Below are 22056 nucleotides of genomic sequence, written 5' to 3'. Positions count from 1 at the left end.
ACGAGAACGCCGAACGGTCCCCGGAACCCTGCTCCGGGGACCGTTCGCGTTCAGTGGTCAGCCGAGTTGCTTCTCGAGGGCGCGCAGCTTGCGCTCCAGCGAGTCCAGCTTGGGCATGGCGAGGGTGTCGTCCTCGGGGGTCAGGTCGACGGCCGGGAGCGCCTGGAAGGCGGGGGACTTCGCCACGGCGGAGGGCTGCTCGACGGCCGGGGCGCTCTCGACGGTGAGGGCGGTGTTCCCCGCTGGTGCAGGCTCCGTAGCGGTCTGGCCGTCGCCGGCCCGGGCGGCGGCCAGGGCCGGGACCTGCCGGCCGCCCCGGGCCCGGGAGAGCAGGCTGCCCTGGCGGGCGATGGCCTTGAGTTCGGCCCGCTCGCGGCGATCGGCGCTGCGGGCACGGGCCTTGGCCTCCAGCTTGGCCTGCCGCTCCTCGCGGACCTCCTCGACCGCGTCGTCCAGGCTGCGGACGTTCTCCAGCAGCATCAGCGACCAGGCCGCGTAGGTCTCGCGCGGTGCGCGCAGCCAGCGGACGATCCGGATCTGCGGCAGCGGGCGCGGGATCAGGCCCTGCTCGCGCAGTGCGGCCCGACGGGTCTGCTTGAGCGCGCGGTCGAACAGCACCGCCGCCGAGATGGACATGCCCGCGAAGAACTGCGGCGCGCCGTCGTGGCCGCCGCCGCGCGGGGCGTGCACCCAGTTGAACCAGGCCGAGGCGATGGCGAACAGCCAGACCAGCAGCCGGGATCCGAGCGCCGCGTCACCGTGGCTGGCCTCGCGGACCGCGAGCACCGAGCAGAACATGGCCGCGCCGTCCAGACCGAACGGGACCAGGTACTCCCAGCCGCCGGAGAGTCCGAGGTTCTGCTCGCCGAAGCCGACCAGGCCGTGGAAGGAGAGCGCGGCCGCGACGCCCGCGCAGCAGAACAGCAGCACATAGGAGGCGATCCCGTACACCGCCTCCTTCCGTCGGCGGCGCTCCTCGCTGCGCTCCCAGGAGTCCCCGCCGTCACCGGACTTGGTGCCCCTGAAGCGCAGGACGGCGAACAGGACGGCGGCGAACAGCAGCGCTGCGGTGCCGACGACGGCCCAGACCAGCTGTATCGGGGAGAGGTTCATTGCGGCGGGGGCCTCGGCTTTCCGCAGGTCGGTGCAGTTTGGTGCAGCAACGGGGAAACGGAACGGGACGGACAGGGCAGGTTCACCTGTGCGGCTGAACGATATCGCGTCCCAGGACCGTTCATGGTACGGAAGTTGACGTACCGTCGGATGCGCACGGTCGGAGCCGGACCCCGGGTGGCGGGTGCGCTGCTGCCTGCGATGTCGCGCGGCTGGGTAGGGATGTATGGCGACGGCGGGCCTGCTTCGGGCACGATGGGCCCGTCGGGTGGTGAATGGATCGGCCGGGTCCGGATGAGGGCCCGGCGGGGTGTGGGGAGGACGGGATGGTCTCGGTCTGGGAGTTCCTGCGCGGGGACCGCACGACCTTCGACACCGGCGGCGGTCAGTACAAGGTCACACTGACCAAGTCCCAACCGCAGCACGCGATCACCGGCCCCGCCGCCACCACCGGATACCTCTACGTCAACCTGCACTGGACGGCCCGGACGGCTTCGCGTGCCGCCGCCAGGAGCGCGCTGCGCCGGCTCTTCGACCCCCGCATCCTGCGCCCGATGGAGCCCGCCTCCTACCAGTCCGAGCAGGTCAACGTGGACCTCGACCTCGCCTGCATGTACGAACTCGCCGACGGCACCAGGGGCGTGGTGCAGCCGCTCGGCAAGTACTTCGGCGACCTGCAGCGCCCGCCGTACATCAAGCTGAGCGGCGACGACGTCTACGGCGCGCCGTCCGGCGAGACGATGTACATCAACCTGGAGAAGAAGGACCAGTTCCGGCGCCTGCTGATCTTCGTGTACATCTACGACGACACGCCCGCCTTCGACAGCACGCACGCGACGCTCACCATCGTGCCGCAGAGCGGGCCGCGGATCGAGATCAGCCTCGACGAGCGTGCGCCGCAGGCCCGTTCGTGCGCCGTGGTGCTGATCGAGAACGACGGTGACAACCAGCTGACGATCCGCCGTGAGGTGCGGTACGTGCACGGCTTCCAGTCGGACCTGGATCGGCTGTACGGCTTCGGGATGCAGTGGCAGCGCGGCTACAAGACACCGGCCGCGGGCTCCGAGTAGTGCGCGGCGCGGCCGGTGCCGTGGTGTCGCGGGTGCGGCGTCAGCGGGGCTGGAACTGCGGGCCCTGCGGCGGGAGCGTGAACGCCTGCGGCGGGGCGGGCGGTTGCTGGGGTTGCTGGTGCGGCAGCGGCGGCTGGTGCGGCTGCTGCGGGTAGGCCGGGGCCTGCGGATAGCCGTACCCGCCCGGCTGGGTCTGCTGCGGTGGCGGGTAGCCGTACCCGGGCTGCGGCCCGGCCTGTGGCGGGTAGCCGTACCCGGGCTGCGGCGGCACGGATGACGGATAGCCGTAGCCGACGGTCTGGTTGGCCGGGTACGGCTGCTGCGGGTGGCCGTACGTCGGCTGAGGAGCGGGCTGCGGCGGGTAGCCGTAACCGGGCTGCTGCGGCGCGTGCTGGGGCGGCGGTGTCGTGGGCGGCAGGGGCTGCTGCGCCACCGTCGTGGGCGAGGGCGCGGCGGTGGGCATCGGAGGCACCGCCGGCGCCGGTGCCGGCGGTACCGGCAGCGGCGTGGCGGGTGCCAGCGTCCAGCTGTCGGGTTCGTCGTCCGTCTCGGCCCGGGGGGCGGCCGGGGGAGCCTTCGGTGCCGGGGGAGTGGCGGCGGGCGGCTCCTGCGGGGAGTCGTCCGATTCCTCCACGGCGACCCCGAACTCGGTGGCCAGCGCGGCGAGGCCGGCCGCGTACCCCTGGCCGACCGCCCGGAACTTCCAGGTGCCGTTGCGCCGGTACAGCTCGGCGACCACCAGTGCCGTGACCTCGCCGGTGTCGGTCACGCTGAACTCGGCGACCGGCGCCGACTCCGCCGCGGCGGAGTCGTGCAGCACCAGGCGCAGGTCGGGGACGGCCGGGAAGGCCCCGCCCTCCGCCGACCCGGCCAGCACCACCCGGTCCACCTCGGCCGGCAGCTGCGCGAGGTCGACCTCGACGGTGTCCCAGATCGCGCCGCCGTCCGGCGTCTGCTGCTTGGGCTGGTGCCGCACCGTGCCCGTCGGGTGGTCGGGCTGGTTGTAGAAGACGAAGTCGGCGTCCGAGCGGACCCTGCCGTCCGGCCCGAGCAGCAGCGCGGAGGCGTCCACGTCGGGTGTCCCCGGTCGCGTGCTCCAGTGCAGCACGGCGCGCACGGCGGCGGCCGTCAGCGGGATGTTGGCGCCTTTGGCCATCACGTGCGTCATAACGCACCATCCTGCCGCTTCTCCGCACTCCGGGACAACGCGGGTGCGCCGTGCCGTCCCGCAGGGCGGGCCGGCTGCGGTGGTGTCCCGGTGGCGATACGGTCAGGGCCCAGGAGTTCCGCGCTTTACGGCCGGGGCTGGCCGAATCCGTCGATGGTCGGCCAACGGGCCCCGCCCGTGCGGAGAGCGCCGACCCGGGGTCGCGAACTTTCCGACCGGGTGGACCGTCTACTAGATGCGATTATCACCACGACCCCCGGGTCCGCCGCCGTTTTGCCCACCCATGGAGAGCATTTTGCGCCATTTCGGCCACCTCGCCGACGACGTACGCGACCGGCTCTTCCTGCGGCAGCCGGCCTCCTTCGACCGGGACAGCGACGCGGCGGTGCTCGCCACCGCGCTCGGCGGGACGCTCTACAGCCCGGCCACCAGGCCGACCCTGGTCGCCGACATCCGGAAGCAGGCGGCGCGCGGAGTGGTCTCGATGGTGCTCTGCCTGGAGGACGCGATAGCCGACCACGAGGTGCCCGACGCGGAGGCGAACCTGGTCGGCCAGCTCACCGGGCTGCGCTCGGACGGAGCGGCCGGCTCCCCGCTGCTCTTCGTCCGGGTCCGCACCCCCGGGCAGCTCACCGACCTCACCAGTCGGCTCGGTCCGGCGATCGACCTGCTCACCGGCTATGTGCTGCCCAAGTTCACCGAGGAGAGCGGCGGCCCCTTCCTGGAGGCGCTCACCGAGGCGGAGCAGCACTGCGGCCGGCGGCTGTTCGCGATGCCCGTCCTGGAATCCCCCGAGCTGGCCCACCTGGAGTCCCGCCGCGAGCAACTCTTCGGCATAGAGCGGCTGCTGGACAAGTTCCGGGACCGGATCCTGGCGGTCCGGCTCGGTGTCACCGACCTGTGCTCCGCGTACGGGCTGCGCCGCTCGCCCGACCTGACCGCCTACGACGTGGCGCTGGTGGCCGGGGTGATCGGCGACGTGGTCAACGTCCTCGGCCGCGCCGACGGCACCGGGCACACCGTGACCGGACCGGTGTGGGAGTACTTCCCCGTCCAGGAGCGGATGTTCAAGCCGCAGCTGCGCCGCACCCCCTTCCTGGCGGCGGACCCGCTCCCGGCCTCCGACCGGGGGGAGCCCCTCGGCGGCCTCGGTGTCCGGCAGCAGCTCATCGAGCACGACCTGGACGGTCTGCTCCGGGAGATCGAACTGGACCGCGCCAACGGCCTGTTGGGCAAGACCTGCATCCACCCCAGCCATGTCCCCGCGGTGCACGCCCTCTCGGTGGTCACGCACGAGGAGTACTCGGACGCCCTGGACATCCTCGACCGGCACCGGGACGGCGGCGGGGTCTCCCGCTCCGCGTACACCAACAAGATGAACGAGGCCAAGCCGCACCGGGCCTGGGCGGAGCGGGTCCTGCTGCGCGCGGAGGCGTTCGGCGTCGCCCGGGAGGACGTGAGCTTCGCCGAGCTGCTGGGCGCGGCGATCCGGGGCTGAACCCGCACGCGCGCGCTCCGTGGCCGAACCCCCGAACCCTTGCACAGCTGCCCGGCGGTTGAACCCGCCGTTCCCGAAGTGCCCGTGAAAGTAGGAGACTTGATCGCAGTACCGCACGTCGAGCCCGCCCCCTGGACCGGCCGGTGGGTCACCGACCGGCTCGGCCTCGGACTCACCGGCTCGCCCGCGCTGCCCGGACTGATCGGCCTCGCCCTGCGGGCGAACAACCCCCGGCGCGCCCACCTGCTGGTCTCCCAGGTGCTCGGCAAGCACGTTCCGCAGCACCCCACCACGGTGCACGCGGCAGGTGTCGAACTGGGCCGCAGGGTGCGGGAGCTGCTCGGCGAGGAGGAAGCCGGGCGGGCGGTCGTGCTCGGCTACGCGGAGACCGCCACCGCACTCGGGCACAGCGTCGCCGACGGCCTCGGCGCCCCGTACCTGCACTCCACCCGGCGCCCGGTCGAGGGCGTGACACCGCTCGGCGGCTTCGAGGAGGAGCACTCGCACGCCACCTCGCACCTGCTGCTCCCCGAGGACCCGCACTTCCTCGCGGGCGACGGTCCACTGGTGCTGGTGGACGACGAGTTCTCCACCGGCAGGACCGTGCTCAACACCATCCGCGCCCTGCACGCCGACCACCCGCGCCCGCGCTACGTCGTGGTCGCGCTGGTCGACCTGCGGACCGAGGCCGACCGGGCCGCCCTGGCCGCGGCGGCCGCCGAACTCGGCACCCGGGTCGACCTGGTGGCCACCGCAGTCGGCGGCGTCGAGCTGCCCGCCGACCTGCTGCCCAGGGCCCAGGCCCTGATCGCCACCGCCGACCCCGGCGACAGCCTGCCCGACGGCCCGCCCGCACCGGTCGTCCGCGCCCGGCTCGACTGGCCCGAGGGCCTGCCGGAAGGCGGCCGCCACGGCTTCACCCGCGAACACCGCCGGTCGCTGGAGACGGCGCTGCCCGAACTCGCGGCCGAGCTGGCGCCGCTGCTGGACGGACACCGGCGGATCCTGGTGCTCGGCTTCGAGGAGTTGATGTACGTTCCGCTCCGGCTGGCCGGCCAACTCGCCGTCCACCTGGGAGCGGAGACGCGGATCCGGTTCTCCACGACCACCCGCTCGCCCGTACTGCCCGTGGACGACCCCGGTTATCCGATCCGCACCCGGCTCGCGTTCCCCGCGCACGACGACCCCGCCGACCGTTCGACGGAGCGTTACGCCTACAACGTCGCCCCCGGGAGCGACCCGGACCGCCGTTTCGACGCCATCGTCCTGGTGGTCGACGAGCAGGCCGACACCCCCACCCTGCACCAGGGCGAGCGGGCACTGCTCCAGCAACTGCGCCGGGTCACCGACCAGGTGGTGCTCGCCGTTCTGCCCTCGTACCGCCCCCGGACACCGTGATGACGCCCCACTGCCCGACGATCGACCCGTACACCCCCTCCTGAGGCTCTGATGTCTGCTGCCGGCCCACTGCTCGGAACACCGTCCGTACCTGGAACCCTGATCGGTCCCGGGACACCGCCCGCCGCGCGTCCGCTGTTCGGACCCGCCTTCTCCTCGTACTCCGCCGAGGAGGTCGCCTGGTTGCTCAAGGACCTCTCCGAAGTCCGGCTGGAGGCGCCGACGGAGGAGCGGGAGGAGGCGGTGCAGTCGGGCGGCGCGCACTACGCCGAATCGCTGCCGGTCGAGTACCAACCGAGCCCCGAGTACCAGGAGCTGTTCCGGCAGGCGCTGGCCGCCTCGGCCCGCCGGGTCGCGCTGGCCGTCGGCACGGTCGCCGAGACCCTGGTACGCGAGCGCGGCCGGGACCTGGTCCTCGCCTCGCTCGCCCGGGCCGGCACCCCCGTGGGCATCCTGATCCGCCGTTGGCTGGCCTTCGCCCACGGCCTGGACACCCGGCACTACACGATCTCCATCGTGCGCGGCCGGGGCATCGACCAGGTCGCGCTGCGCCACCTCGCCGCCCACCACGACCCGGCGGCCGTGGTGTTCGTGGACGGCTGGACCGGCAAGGGCGCCATCACCCGCGAACTCGCCGCGGCTGTGGAGGGCACGCCTTTCAACCCCGACCTCGCCGTACTCGCCGACCCCGGCCGCTGCGTGCGCACCTTCGGCACCCGCGAGGACTACCTGATCCCCTCGGCCTGCCTCAACTCCACGGTCTCCGGCCTGGTCTCACGCACCGTGCTGCGCGCCGACCTGATCGGACCGGACGAGTTCCACGGCGCGAAGTTCTACCGCGAGCTGGCCTGTGCCGACGTCTCGTCGGACTTCCTCGCCGTCGTGACCGGGCACTTCACCGCCGTCCGGGCCGAGGCCGCGGCCGCACGCCTCGCCGCCGCGGACGACGACCGCACACCGGACTGGGCCGGCTGGGCCGCGGTCGAGCGGATCAGCGCCGAGTACGGCATCGGCGACGTCAACCTGGTCAAGCCCGGCGTCGGCGAGACCACCCGGGTCATGCTCCGCCGCGTCCCGTGGCGGGTCCTCGCACGGCGCGGAGCCGGTCCGGACCTGGACCACGTACGGCTGCTCGCGGACCAACGCGGCGTACCCGTCGAGGAGGTGGACGAGCTCCCGTACAGCTGTGTCGGGCTGATCCACCCCCGGTTCAGCCGCGGTGCGACCGGCGCCGAAGGCACGGCGGTCCGTGCGGCGGCCGGGGCGGCCGGGACGGCCAGGAGTGCGGTTCCTGGTGTGGCGGTGGGGGCGGCCGGCAGTGCGGTTACCGGTGTGGCGGTGGGGGCAGCCGGCAGGGTGGTAACCGGTGCGGCAGTCAATGCGGAGGATGTCTGAATGAGCAGCCCGATGAGCACGCCGATGAGCAGTGCGGTGAGCAGCGCGATGAGCAGCGCCGAGAGTCCGGCGACTCCTCGGTTCCTGGTCGCCAGCGACCTCGACCGGACCCTGATCTACTCCAACCGGGCCCTCGCCCTGGACGTCCCCGACCGCCTGGCACCCCGGCTGATCTCGGTCGAGGTGCACGAGGGACGCGCGATCTCCTTCATGACCGAGCAGTCCGCCCGGCTCCTCGCCGAACTCACCGGGTCGGCGCTCTTCGTACCCGCCACCACCCGCACCAGGGCCCAGTACGAACGGGTCAACCTGCCCGGGCCGACGCCCGGTTGGATTCCCGCGTACGCGATCTGCGCCAACGGCGGCCAGTTGCTGGTGAACGGTGTGCCCGACCGGGACTGGCGGACCGAGGTGGAGTCCCGACTCGACTCCGGCAGCGCGCCGTTGGACGAGGTGGTGCGACACCTCGCCGTCGTCGCCGACCCAGAGTGGACCCACAAGCGCCGCACCGCCGACCACCTCTTCGCCTACCTGGTGGTCGAGCGCGCCGAACTGCCCGACGGCTGGCTGGCGGAACTCACCGGCTGGTGCGCCGAACGCGGCTGGACGGTCTCCCTCCAGGGCCGCAAGGTGTACGCGGTGCCCGCTCCGCTCACCAAGAGCGCCGCCCTCGCCGAGGTCGGGCGCCGGACCGGTGCCGCGACCGTCCTCACCGCCGGCGACTCCCTGCTCGACGCCGACCTCCTGCTCGCCGCGGACCAGGCCTGGCGCCCCGGCCACGGCGAACTCGCGGACACCGGCTGGACCGCCCCGCACGTCACCGCCCTCACCCAGGCCGGGGTGGCGGCCGGCGAGGAGATCGTCCGCCGGTTCCTGGGCCGGGTCCGGACCGGGGCGGGGGTGACCGTCGGAGGGTGAGCACGGCGGTCCGCGGTGGGGCTGACGAGGTTGCCACGGTCGAGGTCGCGAGGCCGCGAGGCCGCGAGGTTCGCGGCGGGCGGCGCTACGGCGAGCCTCGGCCGCGGCAGCCCGGAGGAGGCGCGCCGCCGGTCGACCGGCTCAGCCGCAGCAGCCTCCGCCGCAGCACCCGCCGCCCCCGGCGGACGGCCTCGGTGCGGCGGCGGCCGAACCACCCGTCACCGCAACGGTGGAGAGCAGCTTGACGGTGTCCGTGTGCCCTTCCGGGCAGACGGCCGGGTCATTGGCCTGCGCCATGGTGCGCCGGAGTTCGAAGGTGGCCCCGCAGGAGCGGCAGCGGAAGTCGTAGCGTGGCATACCCCGCAGCGTACCGAGCCGGGCGTCCTGGCCGCAGTCCTGCGCGGCGCCGGTCCCGCGTCCCTGCCGGGCCGCCCGCTCGGATCGGCAGGGACGCGGGCCTCCGGGCCCCGGTCTCCGGAACGCCCCTTACCCGATTACGCGGTTGCCCGGTCGGTTCGATCGGCGGCTGCCCATCCCGGGAGCCTGCCCGATCGTCCGCCGAGCCTGGCCGGCGGCTGCCCTGGACAGCAGGCGTCCCGGGGTCGGCCCGGCCGGTGGATGCCTCAGTGGCTGCCCCGGATCATCGCCACCACCTGGGCGGCGGTCTCACGCACCCCCGCCAGCTCGGTGAGGAAACGCCAGTAGTCCGGGTGCCGTCCGGAAGCCTCCAGCGTCGCCACAGCACGGTCCAGCCGTACCACCGCGGCATCCAGCGGACCGGCGTGCCGGGGGTCCGGGGCTTGCCGCCCGGCCATCGCCAGCCGCTGGGCGTCGCGCAGCGCGAACCGGCTCCGCTCGACCTCCCGCTGCGGATCGGCCGACACCTCGTTCAGCTGCCGCAGCCGGTCGTGCACCATCGCCACCGAGCCGTCCGCCGTCTCCAGCAGTGACCGCACCGTACCGATCGCCGCGGTCGCGTCCGCCCAGCGCTGCTCCTCCCGGGCCCGGACCGCCTCGGCCAGCTTCTGCTGTGCTGCCCGTACCGCCTCGGCCGTCCCGTCCGGCACCCGCTGCAGGTCCTGCCAGCACTCACTGCTGAACCGCCGCCGCAGCTCGCTCAGCACCGGCCCGACCGTGCCCGCCCGGGTCTCCAGCGCCTGGATCCTGGTCCGCAGGCTGGCCACCCGCTGGTCGATCTCCCGGGCCTTCGCCGGCCGTTGCTCGGCCGAGGAGCGGATCGCGTCCGCGCGCAGCGCCACGTCCTCCGCCCGCTGCAGCGTCGCCGCCACCCCGTGCCGGGCGGCCCCCTCGTTGAGCCGGGTCAGCTCGGGCGCGAGCTCGGCCAGCAGTGCCGCCAGATCGTCCGCGCGCAGCCCCGCCGCCTGTACGGCCTCCAGCGCATTGGTCGCCGCAAGCAGGGACTGCTTGGCCCTGCCGACCGCCGGGGTGACCCGGACCAGCTGCTCCTCGGCCTGCTGGAGCAGCGGCTGCACCCGCCCCAGATACCTGGCCAGTTCGGCCCGCTCACCGTCGATCCGGCGGTGCGCCTGCTCCAGCACCTGGCGAGCCCGGGCAGCGGTGGCGGCGTCCAGACCCTCGGCGTCCAGGTCGTACGCGTCAAGCGCCGCCAGATACTCGGCGCTCACCTCATTCACCTGCGCGGAGATCTGCCGGTACTCGGTGAGCGCCTGCTGCGCGGCCTGCCCTTCCCCGACCGCTCGCACCGTCTCCACGGCCAGCTCGACCTCGCGCTGCGCCGTGTCCAGCTCGTAGAACGCCTCCTGCGCAGCGTCCCGGGCCGCCCTGGCCTCCTCACGCACGCTGTCGCTCCGCCGCCACCAGCTGCCTCGCCCGCCGCCACCGCCGGCCACCCTCACGCCACCGCTCCCTGCTCAGCACCGAACGCCCGATCCACCTCATTCTTGCGGATCACCACAGCCCCCCATCACCCCCCTGCCACCCCTCTCCATCCCCCTCCCGCGCGAAGCCTGCGGCGAACCACCCCGAGAACGGGGTATTCTTGTCTTTCGTCGTACGCCTCCGGGCCACCCGGTGCGCGTCATGGCACGGGTGCATAGCTCAGCGGTAGAGCGCTGCTCTTACAAAGCAGATGTCGGCGGTTCGAAACCGTCTGCGCCCACAGCTCTGACCAGCATGAAAGCCCCTGACCAAGATCGGTCAGGGGCTTTTTCGTGATCGAATGGGAGAATTTTGGGAGATCAACTTCAGGTGGCCTGAACGGCCTGCCCTGCCCTCTCCCATCGGGCCTGCAGCGCCGCGAGGCGGTCCTGACCCATCTGCGGCGTGACGTGTTCGTACGTGCCCTCGATGTCGGCCACCGCCCAGCCCATGGTCGAGAAGCGCAGCGCCCGGTCGACGCGGTCTTCCTTCATCCAGGTGTCGTGGGTGTGCCGGGCACCGCGCATCGTGAAGCCGGGCAGGATCGGCTCCCATGCCTCGCGTGGAGCGTGGCCCCGCGAGGCCGGCAATGCGAGGCGACCATCCGCTGCCGGGCGCAGCTGCTGCCGCGTGAAGTTGCCGCGACGCCACCACTGCCCGCCAGGGGTGAAGAACGCGTACTCGTGTTCCCAGGTTTTCAGGTGCTGCGTCAGTTTCCGCACGAGGAAGGGCGGCACGTCGACTTCGCGCGCGCTCGTACGGTTCTTCGGCGGATCGAGGAACAGCTCAATCCGGTGCTTCGGCGCCTTCCTGGCTCGGGAGGTCTTGCCGGCCTGGAGCGCCCGCTCGATCCGGGCGGCCTCGCGCTGTCGCCACACCTCGATCTCATCGTCGGTCAGCTCGGACTCGATTTCATGGAGCGCGCCCACACGTGGGTCGATCCGCAGGACGCAGCGCTCGAAGTCTCGCCGTTGACGCGATCGGTTCGCAGCAGCAGGCAGTTGTCCCTGTGAAGGCCGGCCAGCTCACCCCAGCGCAGGCCGGTCCAGGCAGCGGTGATGACCATCAACCCGGCCACGCCTCCGAGGCGTTCCCCGATCTGCCGTGCCTCGTGAGGCTGTGCCCAGATATCTTCTTTCTGCTGGAGGTCGATGCTTCGACCGGTCCGCCGATTCCGCTTGAACAGCGGGTTTCCGAGCAGGTACCCGGCGTCGACGGCGCCGGTCAGGATCATGCTGAGCAGGGTCAGGGGGTGCCCAACCGTGGTAGGCGAGCAGGTCTGGCGGGCCCCCCACGCCTTCGCTGCGAACAGGTTGATCTGGTTGATCGGGGTGTGCTCCCACTCGGGCAGCAGGTGGGTGTTCAGCAGGCGGCGCCGCTTGGCGACCGTACCGGGTGCGACCCGCTGGGCCTCCATCCACGTCGGGACCCACTCGCCAAGAGTCATCTTGGCCTTTCGGGGGTCGTACGTTGGGTTGTGGCGAAGGACGGCTTCCTGTTCCTCGCCCCACCTACGCCCAACTCGCCCTGCTGCCCGGCAGTGCGCCCCGGTCCGGCTGGGTCTCCGGCGCCACCCGCGAAGCGCCCCTGCCGTGCCGGCTCGACGTCCTGTCCCTGCTCGGCCCGGCCGCCGAGGAATCCGTCCGCGACCCCCACGGCGACCAGGTCGGCGCCGAACCGATCCTCGGCACCCTGCTGAGCTGGGCCCGGCTCATCTTCGAAGAGGGCAACTACTACCGGCCGAGCGGCGGATGGGCCACCATCGGCGCCCTGGTCGCCTTCCTCGCCGACCGCGACGTGATCGAGTGGGTTGTCCGGCAACCGTGGGCCGACGAGTACGCCGACGAGATCGCCACCGTGCACCGGCAGTTGATCCCGCTCGCCCGCCTCCAGCCCCGCCGGCACCCGATGCCCTGCCGTGCCCGAGGTGCGAACTCCTCACGCTCACGGCCGAGGACGGCCGGGCCATCGAGTGCAGCAACCCCGACTGCGGCACCATCCTCCGGCAGTCCGAGTGCGACGACCGGGCCGAGCAGCACCTGACCGAGCTCTACGCCGCTTGACCCTGCCCACTCTGAGCACGCTCAACTCGGCGCCCAGCCAGCCGCTGAGCGCGCTCAACTCGATGCCGAGCCACGGGTTGAGCGCGCTCACCAGGCCCCAGGAAGTGACCATGTACCGCCCAGGCGACATCCACCGCGCCGAGCTCCGCGACATCCCCGGCGCTGGGCCCTGGACCATCCACGAGACCACGCTCATCCTCGACGAATCGCCGCGCGACGACCACGTGCGCCTCGTCCTCGCGCTCGGCTACAACCCCGACCCCAACGGGCCGAGCGCACACACCACCTACGCCCTCGGCAGCATCTACCACGGTGAACGCGTTCTCCGGCAGTCCGTTGTGCCCGAACCCGGACCGGCCGCCGTCACCCTCGGCCCCGTGATCGGACGCCACCACGACGCTGCCGAACTGGACGCCATGGTCGATGCAGTGTGGAGCCAGTTGAGCGACCTCATGCCGGATCTCATCCCGGGCGGCCCGCTCGGTGAGGACGCTCTCGGCCGCCTCGGCAAGGCGGCTCAACAGCTCGCGGACCGACGTGAAGCCGTCCGCGAAGCTCTCCGCGAGCGAGACGAGCTGATCCGCCGGTTCGCGGCCGGCCGCGTCGAGCCTGCCACTCTCGCCCGCGTCGACAAGAGCCACGTCTCCCAGCTGATCAAGTAGCTCCGGGGGCGTGTGAGCCTGTGGGGTCACACGCGCCAGCTGCCGGACCGGCCGGTCATCCGGACTGGCAAGAGACAGACCCCGAGCCTGGGCCACCCCCGACCTGATCGACCGCGACTTCAGCGCGGGTGCCGGACCTGGCAAACCATCCGGACGACACGTCACAACGGATGCGAACACTGCCCGATGCGGCGCTGAGGGACAGTTCGACGGATCGTCAGGCTGGGCCAGGGTGTGCGCCGTTCCGGCCTGTGAGCTGGCTGTAGCCGTAGGCCGCGGGTCGGCAGCGCCTCTGTCACAGGATGCTTGCCCGCGCCGGATCGAAGCGTGTCGAGATCATCAGAACCGCGGGTCAGCACATAAAGTGATTCAGTGATCACACTACGTGATCTCCGGCGTGTCGCCGCCGCGCTCGATACGGCTGGCGCAGGCTGCCCTTGCGTGAGGTGGAGGTGCCGGTGATCAGGCGCGAGAGAAAACAGAGGCCGTATCGCGGTCCGGGGCCCGGGGAGAGCGGGCTTCGGCCATGGTCGTGGGCTTGGGGGCGGGTCTGCATGGCAGGGCTGCTGGCCGTGCTGGCGGGACTGGCCCTGCCGGCCGTTGCGCCGTCCCCGGCCTGGGCAGCCACCCCGTCCCCCATCGCCTACGTCGCCAACAACGGCTCGAACAATGTGTTGACGATTGACACCGCCACCAACACGGTCGTGGGCAGCCCCATCCCCGTCGGTACCCAGCCGTTCGATGTGGCGGTCACCCCGGACCGCAGACACGCCTACGTCGCCAACTCCGGCTCGAACAGTGTGTCGGTGATCGACACCGCCACCAGCACTGTCGTGGGCAGCCCCATCCCCGTCGGTACTGGCCCGAGGGGTATCGCGATCACCCCGAACGGTCTGCGCGCGTACGTCGCCAACACGTTCTCGAGTAATGTGTCGGTGATCGATACCACCACCAACACCGTCGTGGCCACGGTCCCCGTCGGCGTCAATCCGGAACGCCTCGCGATCACGCCGGACGGCCTGCATGTCTATGTCGCCAACAACGGCACGAACGATGTGTCGGTGATTGACACCACCACCAACACCGTCGTGGCCACGATCACCGACAACTTCGGCCCGTTCGGTGTGGCGATCACCCCGGACGGCCTGCACGCCTACGTCACCAACCTGGCCACGAGCACTGTGGTGGTGATCGATACCACGACCAACAGCATCGTGGCCACGATCTTCCTCGCCTCCACCGCCGGCCCGGTCGGTGTGGCGATCACCCCGGACGGCCTACACGCCTACGTCGCCGACATCGGCGCGTCCCCCGGCGTGTCGGTGATCGATACCACCACCAACACCGTCGTGACCACGATCCCCGTCGGTACCCAGCCGGCCGGTGTCGCGATCACCCCGGACGGCCTGCACGCCTACGTCACCAACGACGGCTCGGGCACCGTGTCGGTGATCGACACCACCACCAACACCGTCGTGGCCACGGTCCCCGTCGGCACCAACCCGATCGGTGTCGCGATCGCTTTGCCCCCCAGCCCCCAGCCTTCCTTGACCATCACCAAGAGCCACACCGGGAACTTCACCCCAGGCAGACCGGGCGTCTACACCATCACCGTCGGCAACAACGGACCCGCCCCAACCGACGGCACCACCGTCACCGTCCACGACACCCTCCCGGCCGGACTCACCGCCCTCAGCATCACCGGCAACGGATGGCGCTGCACCGTGGGCACCCTCACCTGCACCCGCAGCGACATCCTCAACCCCGGCGGCACCTACCCACCCATCACGCTGCGGGTCCGCGTCGCCCGCACCGCCACCGGCACGCTCACCAACACCGCCACCGTCAGCGGAGGCGGCAACGGCACCGCTACCGCCAACGACCCCACCATCATCGACCCCGGCCCCGGTCACTGGCACTGGCCGCACTGCGACCACGGCCACTGGCCGCACTGCCACAACCACAGCTGAGGTTGCACCAGCACCCGGCCCACCACAACGGTGACGACAGCGCGGGACTCCGAACTGCGGAGGTCCGCGCTGTCCCCATCGAACGGCAGGTGTCGACACGAGCCGCGTCTCCTAGCTGACCAACGAAGCCAAGTAGTTGCGCAAGATCGATCCGGTGTGCAACGCTGATGTCAGCACCACACGTGCGCCATCATCACGAAGGGCCCGACCAACTCCGGTCGGGCCCTTCGGCGTTCTGCGGGGAGGTCGACGTGGACGACCTGCTGACCGGGCCTCAGGCCGCCGAGCTGTGCGGCGTCAGCCCGACCACCATCCGCAGCTGGAAGAACCGCGGCAAGCTCAAGGCCGCTGGCCTCGACGAGCAGGGCCGGCCGATGTACCGGCACCTGGACGTCGCCCTCGCCGAACGCTCCACTCGGGACCGCGCGGGCCGGACGTACGGGCAGCACGGCGCGTAGACCAGCGGGCCGCCACCTTGCCCCCGGCGGCGGCCCGCTTCCTCAGCTCAGCGAGCCAGCGAGGTTCGCCGCTTGTGCGCTACCGGTCGGCAGCCCCTTTTTGGAACAACGCGCTCGGCTACTCGACGGTGATGTCTTCGTAGGTAATGGTCACCTGCTCCGTTGCCGGTCCGGTGTTGGAACTGCCCAGCTGCGGTCCCTCCCAGCGGGACGCCCACGCGTTCGAGAGGTGGATGCGCCGCACGGTCTGCTTCTGGGCGTCCTTCATGGCAATGGTGATGTTCTGACGGGCAGCGTCGAGATCAGTGTTGACGAGAGTGGCCTTGATCCAGTCGGTGAAGGCGGTGCTCTTGTCCATGCCGCGAGTGATGGTGATCTCGCCCGACTCTCGCGATCCAGGCTGCTTGCGGATGAGGAGTTCGCCGGTCGGGTTGACCTGCCGGACCTCGATCACGTCCTGCTCCAGCTGCAGACCTGACACGCTCTGGACGGTCTCAACCTGGAACTTGCCGAGCTCGATGGCGAATGTGCTGGACGAGAAGGTGTCGCCGATGGCCATAGGGGCTTCCTGACTTAGTGGGACATCTGATCAGAATGCTCGCTCCCCATTACGGGCCGTCGACATGCGCAAGATCACCCAAACGAGCGGCCATAGAAACTGCCGTGATTAGCCGGATCGTGATCGGAGGTCCCCACCATGACTCGACGCCGGGCCTACACCGTGTGCACCGTGCCAGGCTGCCCCGAGTACACGACCGGCGGCCGGTGTGAGAACCACCGGCGCGAGGCCGAGCAGCGACGCGGCAGCGCACGAGCCCGCGGCTACGACCGCACGCACGAGCGCGAGTTCCGCGCCGCCGTTCTCGCCCGCAATCCGCTCTGCGTCCTTTGCCGCGCCGAGCAAGCACGCAGACCATCACCCGCTGAGCCGCCGCGAGCTGGCCGCGGCCAGCTCGCGGCCAGCCGCGACCCCAACGACCCGACATGCGGTCGTGGTCTGTGCCCCTCATGCCACAGCGCCGAGACTTCGCGGCATCAGCCCGATGGCTGGAGTAACCGCTGATCCCGGCGGGAGCCGGGTCACTGGCTGTCTACAGCTGTCGTGTCAGTGCCAGGTCCAGTCCTGGTTGTTCCAACCATTGCAGGCCCAGAGCTGGACCTTGGCGCCGTTGTTGGGGATGGTGTTGGTGTCACCGTCCAGGCATTGCGAGCCGTCGACATTCCGCAGTGTGTGGCCGTTCCAGGCCCAAATCTGGTTGCTCTGGCCGTTGCAGGCCCAGAGCTGGACCTTGGCGCCGTTGTTGGGGATGGTGTTGGTGTCACCGTCCAGGCATTGCCAGCCGTCGCCGTTCTGGATGTTGTAGTAGCCGACCGGCTTGTTCGGCACCGGGGACCAGTACCAGTTCTGGTTGCTCCAACCATTACAGGCCCAGAGCTGGACCTTGGCGCCGTTGTTGGGGATGGTGTTGGTGTCACCGTCCAGGCACTCGCCGCCGTCGTTGTTAGTGAAGGCGGTTGTGTGGTAGACCACGTGCAGTTTTGCAATGGCCGACTGCAGATGAGACTGGCTGCCTGTCGTGGGAAGTTCTGCCGGAGAGTCCAGCTCGATGACCTGCTTGCCCGCCGCCGGTCCGACCGCCGGTCCCGCCGTCACACGCGGCGCCATGCGGGCATGGTCACGCGGGGCGGCCTGGGCGGTCGCGCCATGCACGGCGCCGAAGGCGAGGATAGTCATCCCGGCAGTAAGGGTGAATCCGAACCGGCACTTCAGCATGATTCCTCATTTCATCTCAAGTCGGTTCATGCGCGTCCCTGTGGACGATATGCGGGAATTTGAAAAACAGTCAAGAATGTGCGAAATAGAATTATAATGTGAATTTGGCAGGCATGTGAGATCACTTTCACTCCGCAGGCTCGCGGTACTTTCGACTGATCGCTCCGGCGGCCCCTCGGAGCGTTCGGCACAATATCGCCATCGATTCATAAAATCGGGAACACCGTCGTGATCGGGCCAGTCCGGGCGAGAACACCATCCTGGTGTCGCTGGTCGCCTCCAGCGCCGCCATCCGGACGGTTTCGAGCGTGATCGGCAGCGCCGCACAGCCAGCAAGCCAAGCCGCCAGTCACCGAGGGTGACCATTCCCGGTGGATCCCCGGGGGATGCCCCCCTCGGCGTGATCGTTACGATCAAGCCAGGGGGTCAGTGGGATGGGGTGCCGCTGCATTTGTCACCCTTGGTGACCAGCGGCTTGGCCTGCTTGGCGCTGTTGTAGTGCAGGCACGCCGTCCGCGCGTTGGCCGTGCTGTGCTCGCCGCCCTGCGACAGCGGTATGACGGGTCGACGGTCGGGCTGGCGGGATCGAACGGCGACGCGTCGGCGTCGACTCGGTTCCCGTACAGGTAGCACGTCCAGTTGTCGCGCTCGAAGATCGTCAGCCTGTCGAACTTCTCCACCACGACGGCGCCGGCACGGATCGCCCGCTGCACAGCGTCGCTGGCCCAGTCGTAGCCGCCCCGACGTTGGACATCCGGGCCGAACGCAAGAGTCCGTCGGCAGGTGGTTGAGCAGGTGGGCCGACGGGTGGAGCTGGTCGGCCGTAGGACCCGGGCGCCGCAGACGGCACAGGAGGTAGGTCGGGCAGCGCGCCGGTTGGGCTGGTGTCGTTGGTTGTAGTGGGTGGAGCAGAGTCCGCGTGCGCGCCGCGCCTTGGTGCAGCCGCGCTCGGTGCAGATGTTCGCCATGTCGGCCTCCGGGAATGACGAATCCCCCGACGCCCGGAGTGTGCCGAGGGCTTCTGCTCGCCGTGATCAGCGGCGAATGGCTTGGATATAGTGCGACGGTCTCTGCGCGTGCTGGGCGCCGCAGGTCATTTCGGTGGGGGATGCAGTGCACGTGAAATCAGCCGACGGCCGCCCGAATCTGCGCGCGTGGGCGCACCGCGGGCTGTTCGCCGACCCACGTCGGCAGGCGCTGGCCGTTCAACTGTCGGTTGCGCTCTATACCGTTTGGATGGTGGTGCTGTGGGTGGCCGGCGGCGAGAAGTCCGTGTTCTACGCCCGGACGCCTGATCACGGGGGTGCTTGAGACAGCTCCAGGCGTGCTCTTCCTCGTCTGGTTCAGCCGGGTCCGGAGGAACGCCGAGGCCCTCGCGCCAGGTGCGCACCGGTATTCGCCTGGTCTCGCCATTGGCGGCTGGCTCATCCCCGTGGCGTGGTGGTGGATCCCCCGCCGGGTCACCCTGGACATCTGGCGTGCAAGCGGACTGGCCGGCAACAGCTGGCTGGTGGAAGCTTGGTGGCTCGCCTGGCTGGTGGATTTTGTGGGAGGTCCGCTTGTCTTGCTCCTCACGGGCAGGATTGACCCCTATGGACCGTTCGAGCAGCTGTCCAACCTCGCCGCCGCCGTCCTGGTCATCCTGGTGATCCAGCGGATCACCGTAGCCCAGTACACGCGGTACCGGCAGGACGTTGCTGCCGCGTCCGCTCGCGCCGACTCGCTCGCGTTCGGACCGGCCCCCGCCGGAACTAACGGTTGGCCCAGCCGCCAGGCTGATGCCGCGCGGTCTCTTGGCCATGACGCGAGGCACACAACCCGCGACCGCTGCTCGGGTCGTTGGGGTCTCGGTCGGCCGCGACCAACTCGCGGCGGCTCAGCGGGTAGTGGTCGGCGTGCTTGCTCGGCGCGGTGCGGCACAGGACGCAGACCGGATCGCGGGCGAGGACGGCGGCGCGGAACTCGCGCTCGTGCGTGCGGTCGTAGCCGCACTGCCGCGCGGTGCCGCGTCGCTGTTCTGCCTCGCGCCGGTGGTCCTCACACCGGCCGCCGGTCGTGTACTCGGGGCAGCCTGGCACGGTGCAGATGGTGTAGGCCCGATGTCTGGTCAGGGTAATCACCTCAGCTCTACGATTGCGCCCTACTGGGGGGCGGAATGGTCGAGTTGGAGCAAGCTCAACGTCACCTCAGCAGGAGCGGTCTCGCCCAGAAGACCGCGCGGCCGTAGCCAACTGAAGGAACGGCGCTTGGATGGAGTACGTCGGACCCGGGATCGCTTGTCTGCTGTTCGGCGTGGTGGGGGTCATTTCTCTCTTCAACCCGCGTGGCATGGCGGACAGATTCCTTAACCGTGTCTCTCCGGGGAGACGGGTTCCCACTTGGCCCGGAGGTGTCACGATGCTGATCATCTCGGCACTCTTTCTTGTGGGGATGCTGTCAAAACTCCTGGCCTGACTGGCGTGCCGACGGCTGGGGATCGACGCCCAGCACGAATCCACTTGCGCCGAGCTGAGGGTGAGCTTGAAGCCTGCGATCACGGCCGGGTCGGCGTTGTGCTGATCAAACGCAACGCTGCCCCGCCCGGCCGTAGCCGAGCGGGGGCGACGTGTTCAGGGACGCAGGCGCCGGCGGCGGCACCAGGGTGACCACGCCGCGGGGCTACCGCGAGACCACGGTGGAGCCCCACCATGCCGAGACGTTCGACCGGCTGGTCACCAATGCCGTCGATGTCGTCACGCTGCCGTACGCCACCGTCAGCCGTGAGGCGCGCGAGGGCGCGAACCGGCTCCTGCTGGAGCGCGCCAGCGGGGTCGTCGCCGTGTGGGACGGGAAGCCGTCGAGAGAGAAGGGAGGTGCGGGCGACATGGTGATGCAGGCTGAGGCGGCCTGGGTCGGCGTGTTTCGGATATGGCCGGACAGGCTGTGGGGCTCACTCGTGTAAGGCAGGGCCGCCGGCACTCGTGGCGGTTCGGTCGGGCCGTCCCTGGGCCGTTTGAGGTCAGCAGGCCGGTCGCGTGACCAGAGCGCGGTCACTCCGGGTGAGCCAGTCCGTTGGAGTACACCGACGCGCAGGCCAGGCCCTGTCGGGTGACGCTGGCACAAGCCAGGGGGGCAACTGGAAGGGACAGCAACGATGACCAACGAACACGACCTCTACGCAGTGGACCTGTCCAAGGCCCACTGGAAGAAGAGCAGCAAGAGCGCTACCGCACCCTATTCCGTGGAAGTCGCGTTCTTCGGGGATGACGCGATTGCTGTGCGCGACTCGAAGGACCACAAGCGTCCGCCACTCCGCTTCACCAAGGCCGAGTGGATTGCCTTCACCCATGGTGTGCGTAGCGGCGAGTTCGACCGGTAGTCCTGGCTGCCCACGAAGCGTAGGAGCCAGCGGGGCCTCGGCTTGCCCGGGGCCCCATCTAGTGCTGCCCGTGCGCCGAGCCGTGCCCGATCGATCGGGGAGCCACGGGGGAATCCCGGCCCCTTGGAGGCAGTTCGGACCGCATGAGGCCAAAGGCATGAGCCCAGGGCGGCAGGTGAGTACCTGCAGTCCTCTCGCGGCAGGTGCGGGTAGCCGGCGCCTCGGCTTCTCTTTCATGGTTTCGGCTCCTTGTGTGGGGCTGCCTGGGGAATTTAGGCCTCGGGATCGAGGGCTTTAAGGGGGAAGATCATATTCCGCTCAAATTTGCCGCGCATGGGAATCATTCGTGCGAATATGTTCCACCAGGGCAAGGGGGACTCCGGCAAGCGGCAACCACATGGAGAGGGTTGCGGACGGCGGGCGGCCCTGTTCACCTCTTGGACGGGTTGGCGGCGTAGGGCAGGGCGCTGCAAGAGAGTTGAGTCCCCGTGGCGCCCCTGCTTCCGAAGGGGAGGGCAAGAGTGGAGAAGGTGGAATGATCACTATTGGTTTTGCGATCCTGCAGTTACTGACTTTCGTAGCGGTTGCGGCAGCTCCCGTGCGCCACCCCATCGGACCTCGTGCGCAGTACGTCAAACGATGGGGCATCTACGTCTCCGTCACCGGAATCCTCGCCTTCCTCGTGGCTCTTGCACTCGACTGCACCGGTGTCGAGACGCTCCTGTGGATTTCACTCTTCTTCTTCTGGATGGGGACCACCATCCTCATCTTCAGCAAGTGGTGGGCGGTTGCCAGGTAGCCGTCACTGCCGCAGAGGTGACCGCTGCCAGGTTCTGGTCGCAGGTGTGACGGGTCGGGATCATCCGTGCGGTGGACATCCGCAAGGGGACCGTCAAGACATCCCTAAGCTTCCGGTATGGCGAAGCAGGAGTTCATCGTGGTGACCACCACCCACGACGACGAAGGCAGGGCGAGGGAGTTGGCCGCGAAGGTGGTGCGGGGGCGGCTGGCGGCTTGTGCGCAGGTGTATCCGGTGCGGTCGGTGTACTGGTGGGAGGGGGAGGTGCAGGAATCGGCGGAGTGGCGGGTGGATTTCAAGACCCGGGCGGATCTCGGGGAGCGGCTGGCGGAGTTCATCGGCGAGCAGCATGACTACGAGACGCCGGAGGTCATCGGTGTTCCCGTGGTCACCGGGAGCGAGGCGTACCTGGGCTGGGTGGCGGCCGAGACCGCAGGCTGAGCGGAGGCCCGCGCCGTCCCCTGGGCCGCCCGCGCCGTCCCCTGGGCCGCCTGGCCTGGCCCGGCCCGGCTG

At 70.2% G+C, this 22056-nt stretch carries 21 protein-coding genes, 1 tRNA gene and 2 pseudogenes; 15 read left to right on the top strand and 9 right to left on the bottom strand.

Features of this window, described 5'->3' with window-relative positions:
- Positions 1 to 57 precede the first annotated feature (57 nt).
- Complete coding sequence (locus tag ABD369_RS01700; protein WP_344634337.1) at positions 58 to 1113, bottom strand: DUF2637 domain-containing protein; 1056 nt, start codon at positions 1111 to 1113, stop codon at positions 58 to 60.
- 326 nt (positions 1114 to 1439) lie between these two features.
- On the opposite strand from ABD369_RS01700, the gene ABD369_RS01695 reads away from it, so the two are divergent.
- Positions 1440 to 2183, top strand: a complete 744-nt coding sequence (locus tag ABD369_RS01695; RefSeq protein ID WP_344634336.1) for a Tellurium resistance — start codon at positions 1440 to 1442, stop codon at positions 2181 to 2183.
- 40 nt (positions 2184 to 2223) lie between these two features.
- Here ABD369_RS01695 and ABD369_RS01690 read toward each other — a convergent pair whose 3' ends face one another.
- Entirely contained in the window at positions 2224 to 3351 is a 1128-nt protein-coding gene (locus ABD369_RS01690) for a TerD family protein (RefSeq protein ID WP_344634335.1), read from the bottom strand.
- A 295-nt stretch (positions 3352 to 3646) separates the two neighbouring features.
- On the opposite strand from ABD369_RS01690, the gene ABD369_RS01685 reads away from it, so the two are divergent.
- The 3 genes and pseudogenes from ABD369_RS01685 (at position 3647) to ABD369_RS01675 (ending at position 8560) form a co-directional block, all read left to right on the top strand.
- The gene (locus ABD369_RS01685; RefSeq protein ID WP_344634413.1) at positions 3647 to 4849 is read left to right on the top strand and encodes an HpcH/HpaI aldolase/citrate lyase family protein; all 1203 of its coding nucleotides are present in this window, start codon (positions 3647 to 3649) and stop codon (positions 4847 to 4849) included.
- A gap of 99 nt (positions 4850 to 4948) precedes the next feature.
- Positions 4949 to 7642, top strand: a pseudogene (locus ABD369_RS01680) (phosphoribosyltransferase).
- Positions 7643 to 7690: 48 nt separating this feature from the next.
- Positions 7691 to 8560, top strand: coding sequence for an HAD family hydrolase (locus ABD369_RS01675; protein WP_425557514.1), 870 nt, complete (start codon positions 7691 to 7693; stop codon positions 8558 to 8560).
- A 141-nt stretch (positions 8561 to 8701) separates the two neighbouring features.
- Here the strand turns inward: ABD369_RS01675 and ABD369_RS01670 are convergent, their stop codons facing one another.
- Both ABD369_RS01670 and ABD369_RS01665 read right to left on the bottom strand, forming a co-directional pair.
- The gene (locus ABD369_RS01670) at positions 8702 to 8917 is read right to left on the bottom strand and encodes an FmdB family zinc ribbon protein (protein WP_344634334.1); all 216 of its coding nucleotides are present in this window, start codon (positions 8915 to 8917) and stop codon (positions 8702 to 8704) included.
- Positions 8918 to 9183: 266 nt separating this feature from the next.
- On the bottom strand, positions 9184 to 10380 hold the full coding sequence (locus ABD369_RS01665; RefSeq protein ID WP_344634333.1) for a coiled-coil domain-containing protein: 1197 nt from the start codon (positions 10378 to 10380) through the stop codon (positions 9184 to 9186).
- Between the two features lie 248 nt (positions 10381 to 10628).
- On the opposite strand from ABD369_RS01665, the gene ABD369_RS01660 reads away from it, so the two are divergent.
- Positions 10629 to 10700: transfer RNA gene (locus ABD369_RS01660), tRNA-Val, on the top strand.
- Between the two features lie 85 nt (positions 10701 to 10785).
- Here the strand turns inward: ABD369_RS01660 and ABD369_RS01655 are convergent.
- Positions 10786 to 11388, bottom strand: coding sequence for a hypothetical protein (locus ABD369_RS01655; RefSeq protein ID WP_344634332.1), 603 nt, complete (start codon positions 11386 to 11388; stop codon positions 10786 to 10788).
- Positions 11355 to 11906, bottom strand: coding sequence for a hypothetical protein (locus ABD369_RS01650; RefSeq protein WP_344634331.1), 552 nt, complete (start codon positions 11904 to 11906; stop codon positions 11355 to 11357). Before ABD369_RS01650 ends, ABD369_RS01655 begins: the two co-directional genes overlap by 34 nt.
- 23 nt (positions 11907 to 11929) lie before the next feature.
- Between ABD369_RS01650 and ABD369_RS01645 the strand changes: the two genes are divergently transcribed.
- From ABD369_RS01645 to ABD369_RS01630, 4 genes are all read left to right on the top strand, one after another.
- A complete protein-coding gene (locus tag ABD369_RS01645; protein WP_344634330.1) occupies positions 11930 to 12502 on the top strand; it encodes a hypothetical protein in 573 nt (190 codons plus the stop codon).
- Between the two features lie 16 nt (positions 12503 to 12518).
- Complete coding sequence (locus ABD369_RS01640; protein ID WP_344634329.1) at positions 12519 to 13184, top strand: hypothetical protein; 666 nt, start codon at positions 12519 to 12521, stop codon at positions 13182 to 13184.
- A gap of 554 nt (positions 13185 to 13738) precedes the next feature.
- The gene (locus ABD369_RS01635; protein WP_344634328.1) at positions 13739 to 15154 is read left to right on the top strand and encodes a YVTN family beta-propeller repeat protein; all 1416 of its coding nucleotides are present in this window, start codon (positions 13739 to 13741) and stop codon (positions 15152 to 15154) included.
- 251 nt (positions 15155 to 15405) lie between these two features.
- Entirely contained in the window at positions 15406 to 15612 is a 207-nt protein-coding gene (locus ABD369_RS01630; protein WP_344634327.1) for a helix-turn-helix domain-containing protein, read from the top strand.
- A gap of 118 nt (positions 15613 to 15730) precedes the next feature.
- Here the strand turns inward: ABD369_RS01630 and ABD369_RS01625 are convergent, their stop codons facing one another.
- Positions 15731 to 16171 carry a phage tail protein gene (locus ABD369_RS01625; protein WP_344634326.1) on the bottom strand — a complete coding sequence of 147 codons (441 nt, stop codon included), beginning with the start codon at positions 16169 to 16171 and terminating at the stop codon, positions 15731 to 15733.
- A 546-nt stretch (positions 16172 to 16717) separates the two neighbouring features.
- Entirely contained in the window at positions 16718 to 17347 is a 630-nt protein-coding gene (locus ABD369_RS01620) for an RICIN domain-containing protein (RefSeq protein WP_344634325.1), read from the bottom strand.
- Positions 17348 to 18505: 1158 nt separating this feature from the next.
- Here ABD369_RS01620 and ABD369_RS01615 point away from each other — a divergent pair.
- Together ABD369_RS01615 and ABD369_RS41030 are read left to right on the top strand one after the other, a co-directional pair.
- Positions 18506 to 18697 carry a hypothetical protein gene (locus tag ABD369_RS01615; RefSeq protein WP_344634324.1) on the top strand — a complete coding sequence of 64 codons (192 nt, stop codon included), beginning with the start codon at positions 18506 to 18508 and terminating at the stop codon, positions 18695 to 18697.
- Positions 18690 to 18989 (top strand): annotated as a pseudogene (locus tag ABD369_RS41030) (DUF4328 domain-containing protein); the annotation flags it as partial. The gene ABD369_RS01615 and the pseudogene ABD369_RS41030, both read left to right, overlap by 8 nt.
- Positions 18990 to 19137: 148 nt before the next feature.
- On the opposite strand, the gene ABD369_RS01610 reads toward ABD369_RS41030, so the two are convergent.
- Complete coding sequence (locus tag ABD369_RS01610; RefSeq protein ID WP_344634323.1) at positions 19138 to 19464, bottom strand: holin; 327 nt, start codon at positions 19462 to 19464, stop codon at positions 19138 to 19140.
- Between the two features lie 527 nt (positions 19465 to 19991).
- On the opposite strand from ABD369_RS01610, the gene ABD369_RS01605 reads away from it, so the two are divergent.
- From ABD369_RS01605 to cutA, 4 genes are all read left to right on the top strand, one after another.
- Positions 19992 to 20327 carry a type 2 periplasmic-binding domain-containing protein gene (locus ABD369_RS01605; protein WP_344634322.1) on the top strand — a complete coding sequence of 112 codons (336 nt, stop codon included), beginning with the start codon at positions 19992 to 19994 and terminating at the stop codon, positions 20325 to 20327.
- Between the two features lie 192 nt (positions 20328 to 20519).
- Complete coding sequence (locus tag ABD369_RS01600; protein WP_344634321.1) at positions 20520 to 20744, top strand: DUF397 domain-containing protein; 225 nt, start codon at positions 20520 to 20522, stop codon at positions 20742 to 20744.
- A gap of 535 nt (positions 20745 to 21279) precedes the next feature.
- Complete coding sequence (locus ABD369_RS01595) at positions 21280 to 21543, top strand: hypothetical protein (RefSeq protein ID WP_344634320.1); 264 nt, start codon at positions 21280 to 21282, stop codon at positions 21541 to 21543.
- 117 nt (positions 21544 to 21660) lie between these two features.
- Positions 21661 to 21984 (top strand): divalent-cation tolerance protein CutA, encoded by a 324-nt coding sequence (gene cutA, locus ABD369_RS01590; RefSeq protein ID WP_344634319.1) that lies wholly within the window; start codon positions 21661 to 21663, stop codon positions 21982 to 21984.
- Positions 21985 to 22056: the final 72 nt, after the last annotated feature.

Origin of the sequence: Kitasatospora cystarginea, from assembly GCF_039533515.1 — a bacterium.
Taxonomy (GTDB): Bacteria; Actinomycetota; Actinomycetes; order Streptomycetales; family Streptomycetaceae; genus Kitasatospora; species Kitasatospora cystarginea.
The sequence above is the reverse complement of the archived record's forward strand: the minus strand, read 5'-3'. Positions and strand labels throughout refer to the sequence as shown.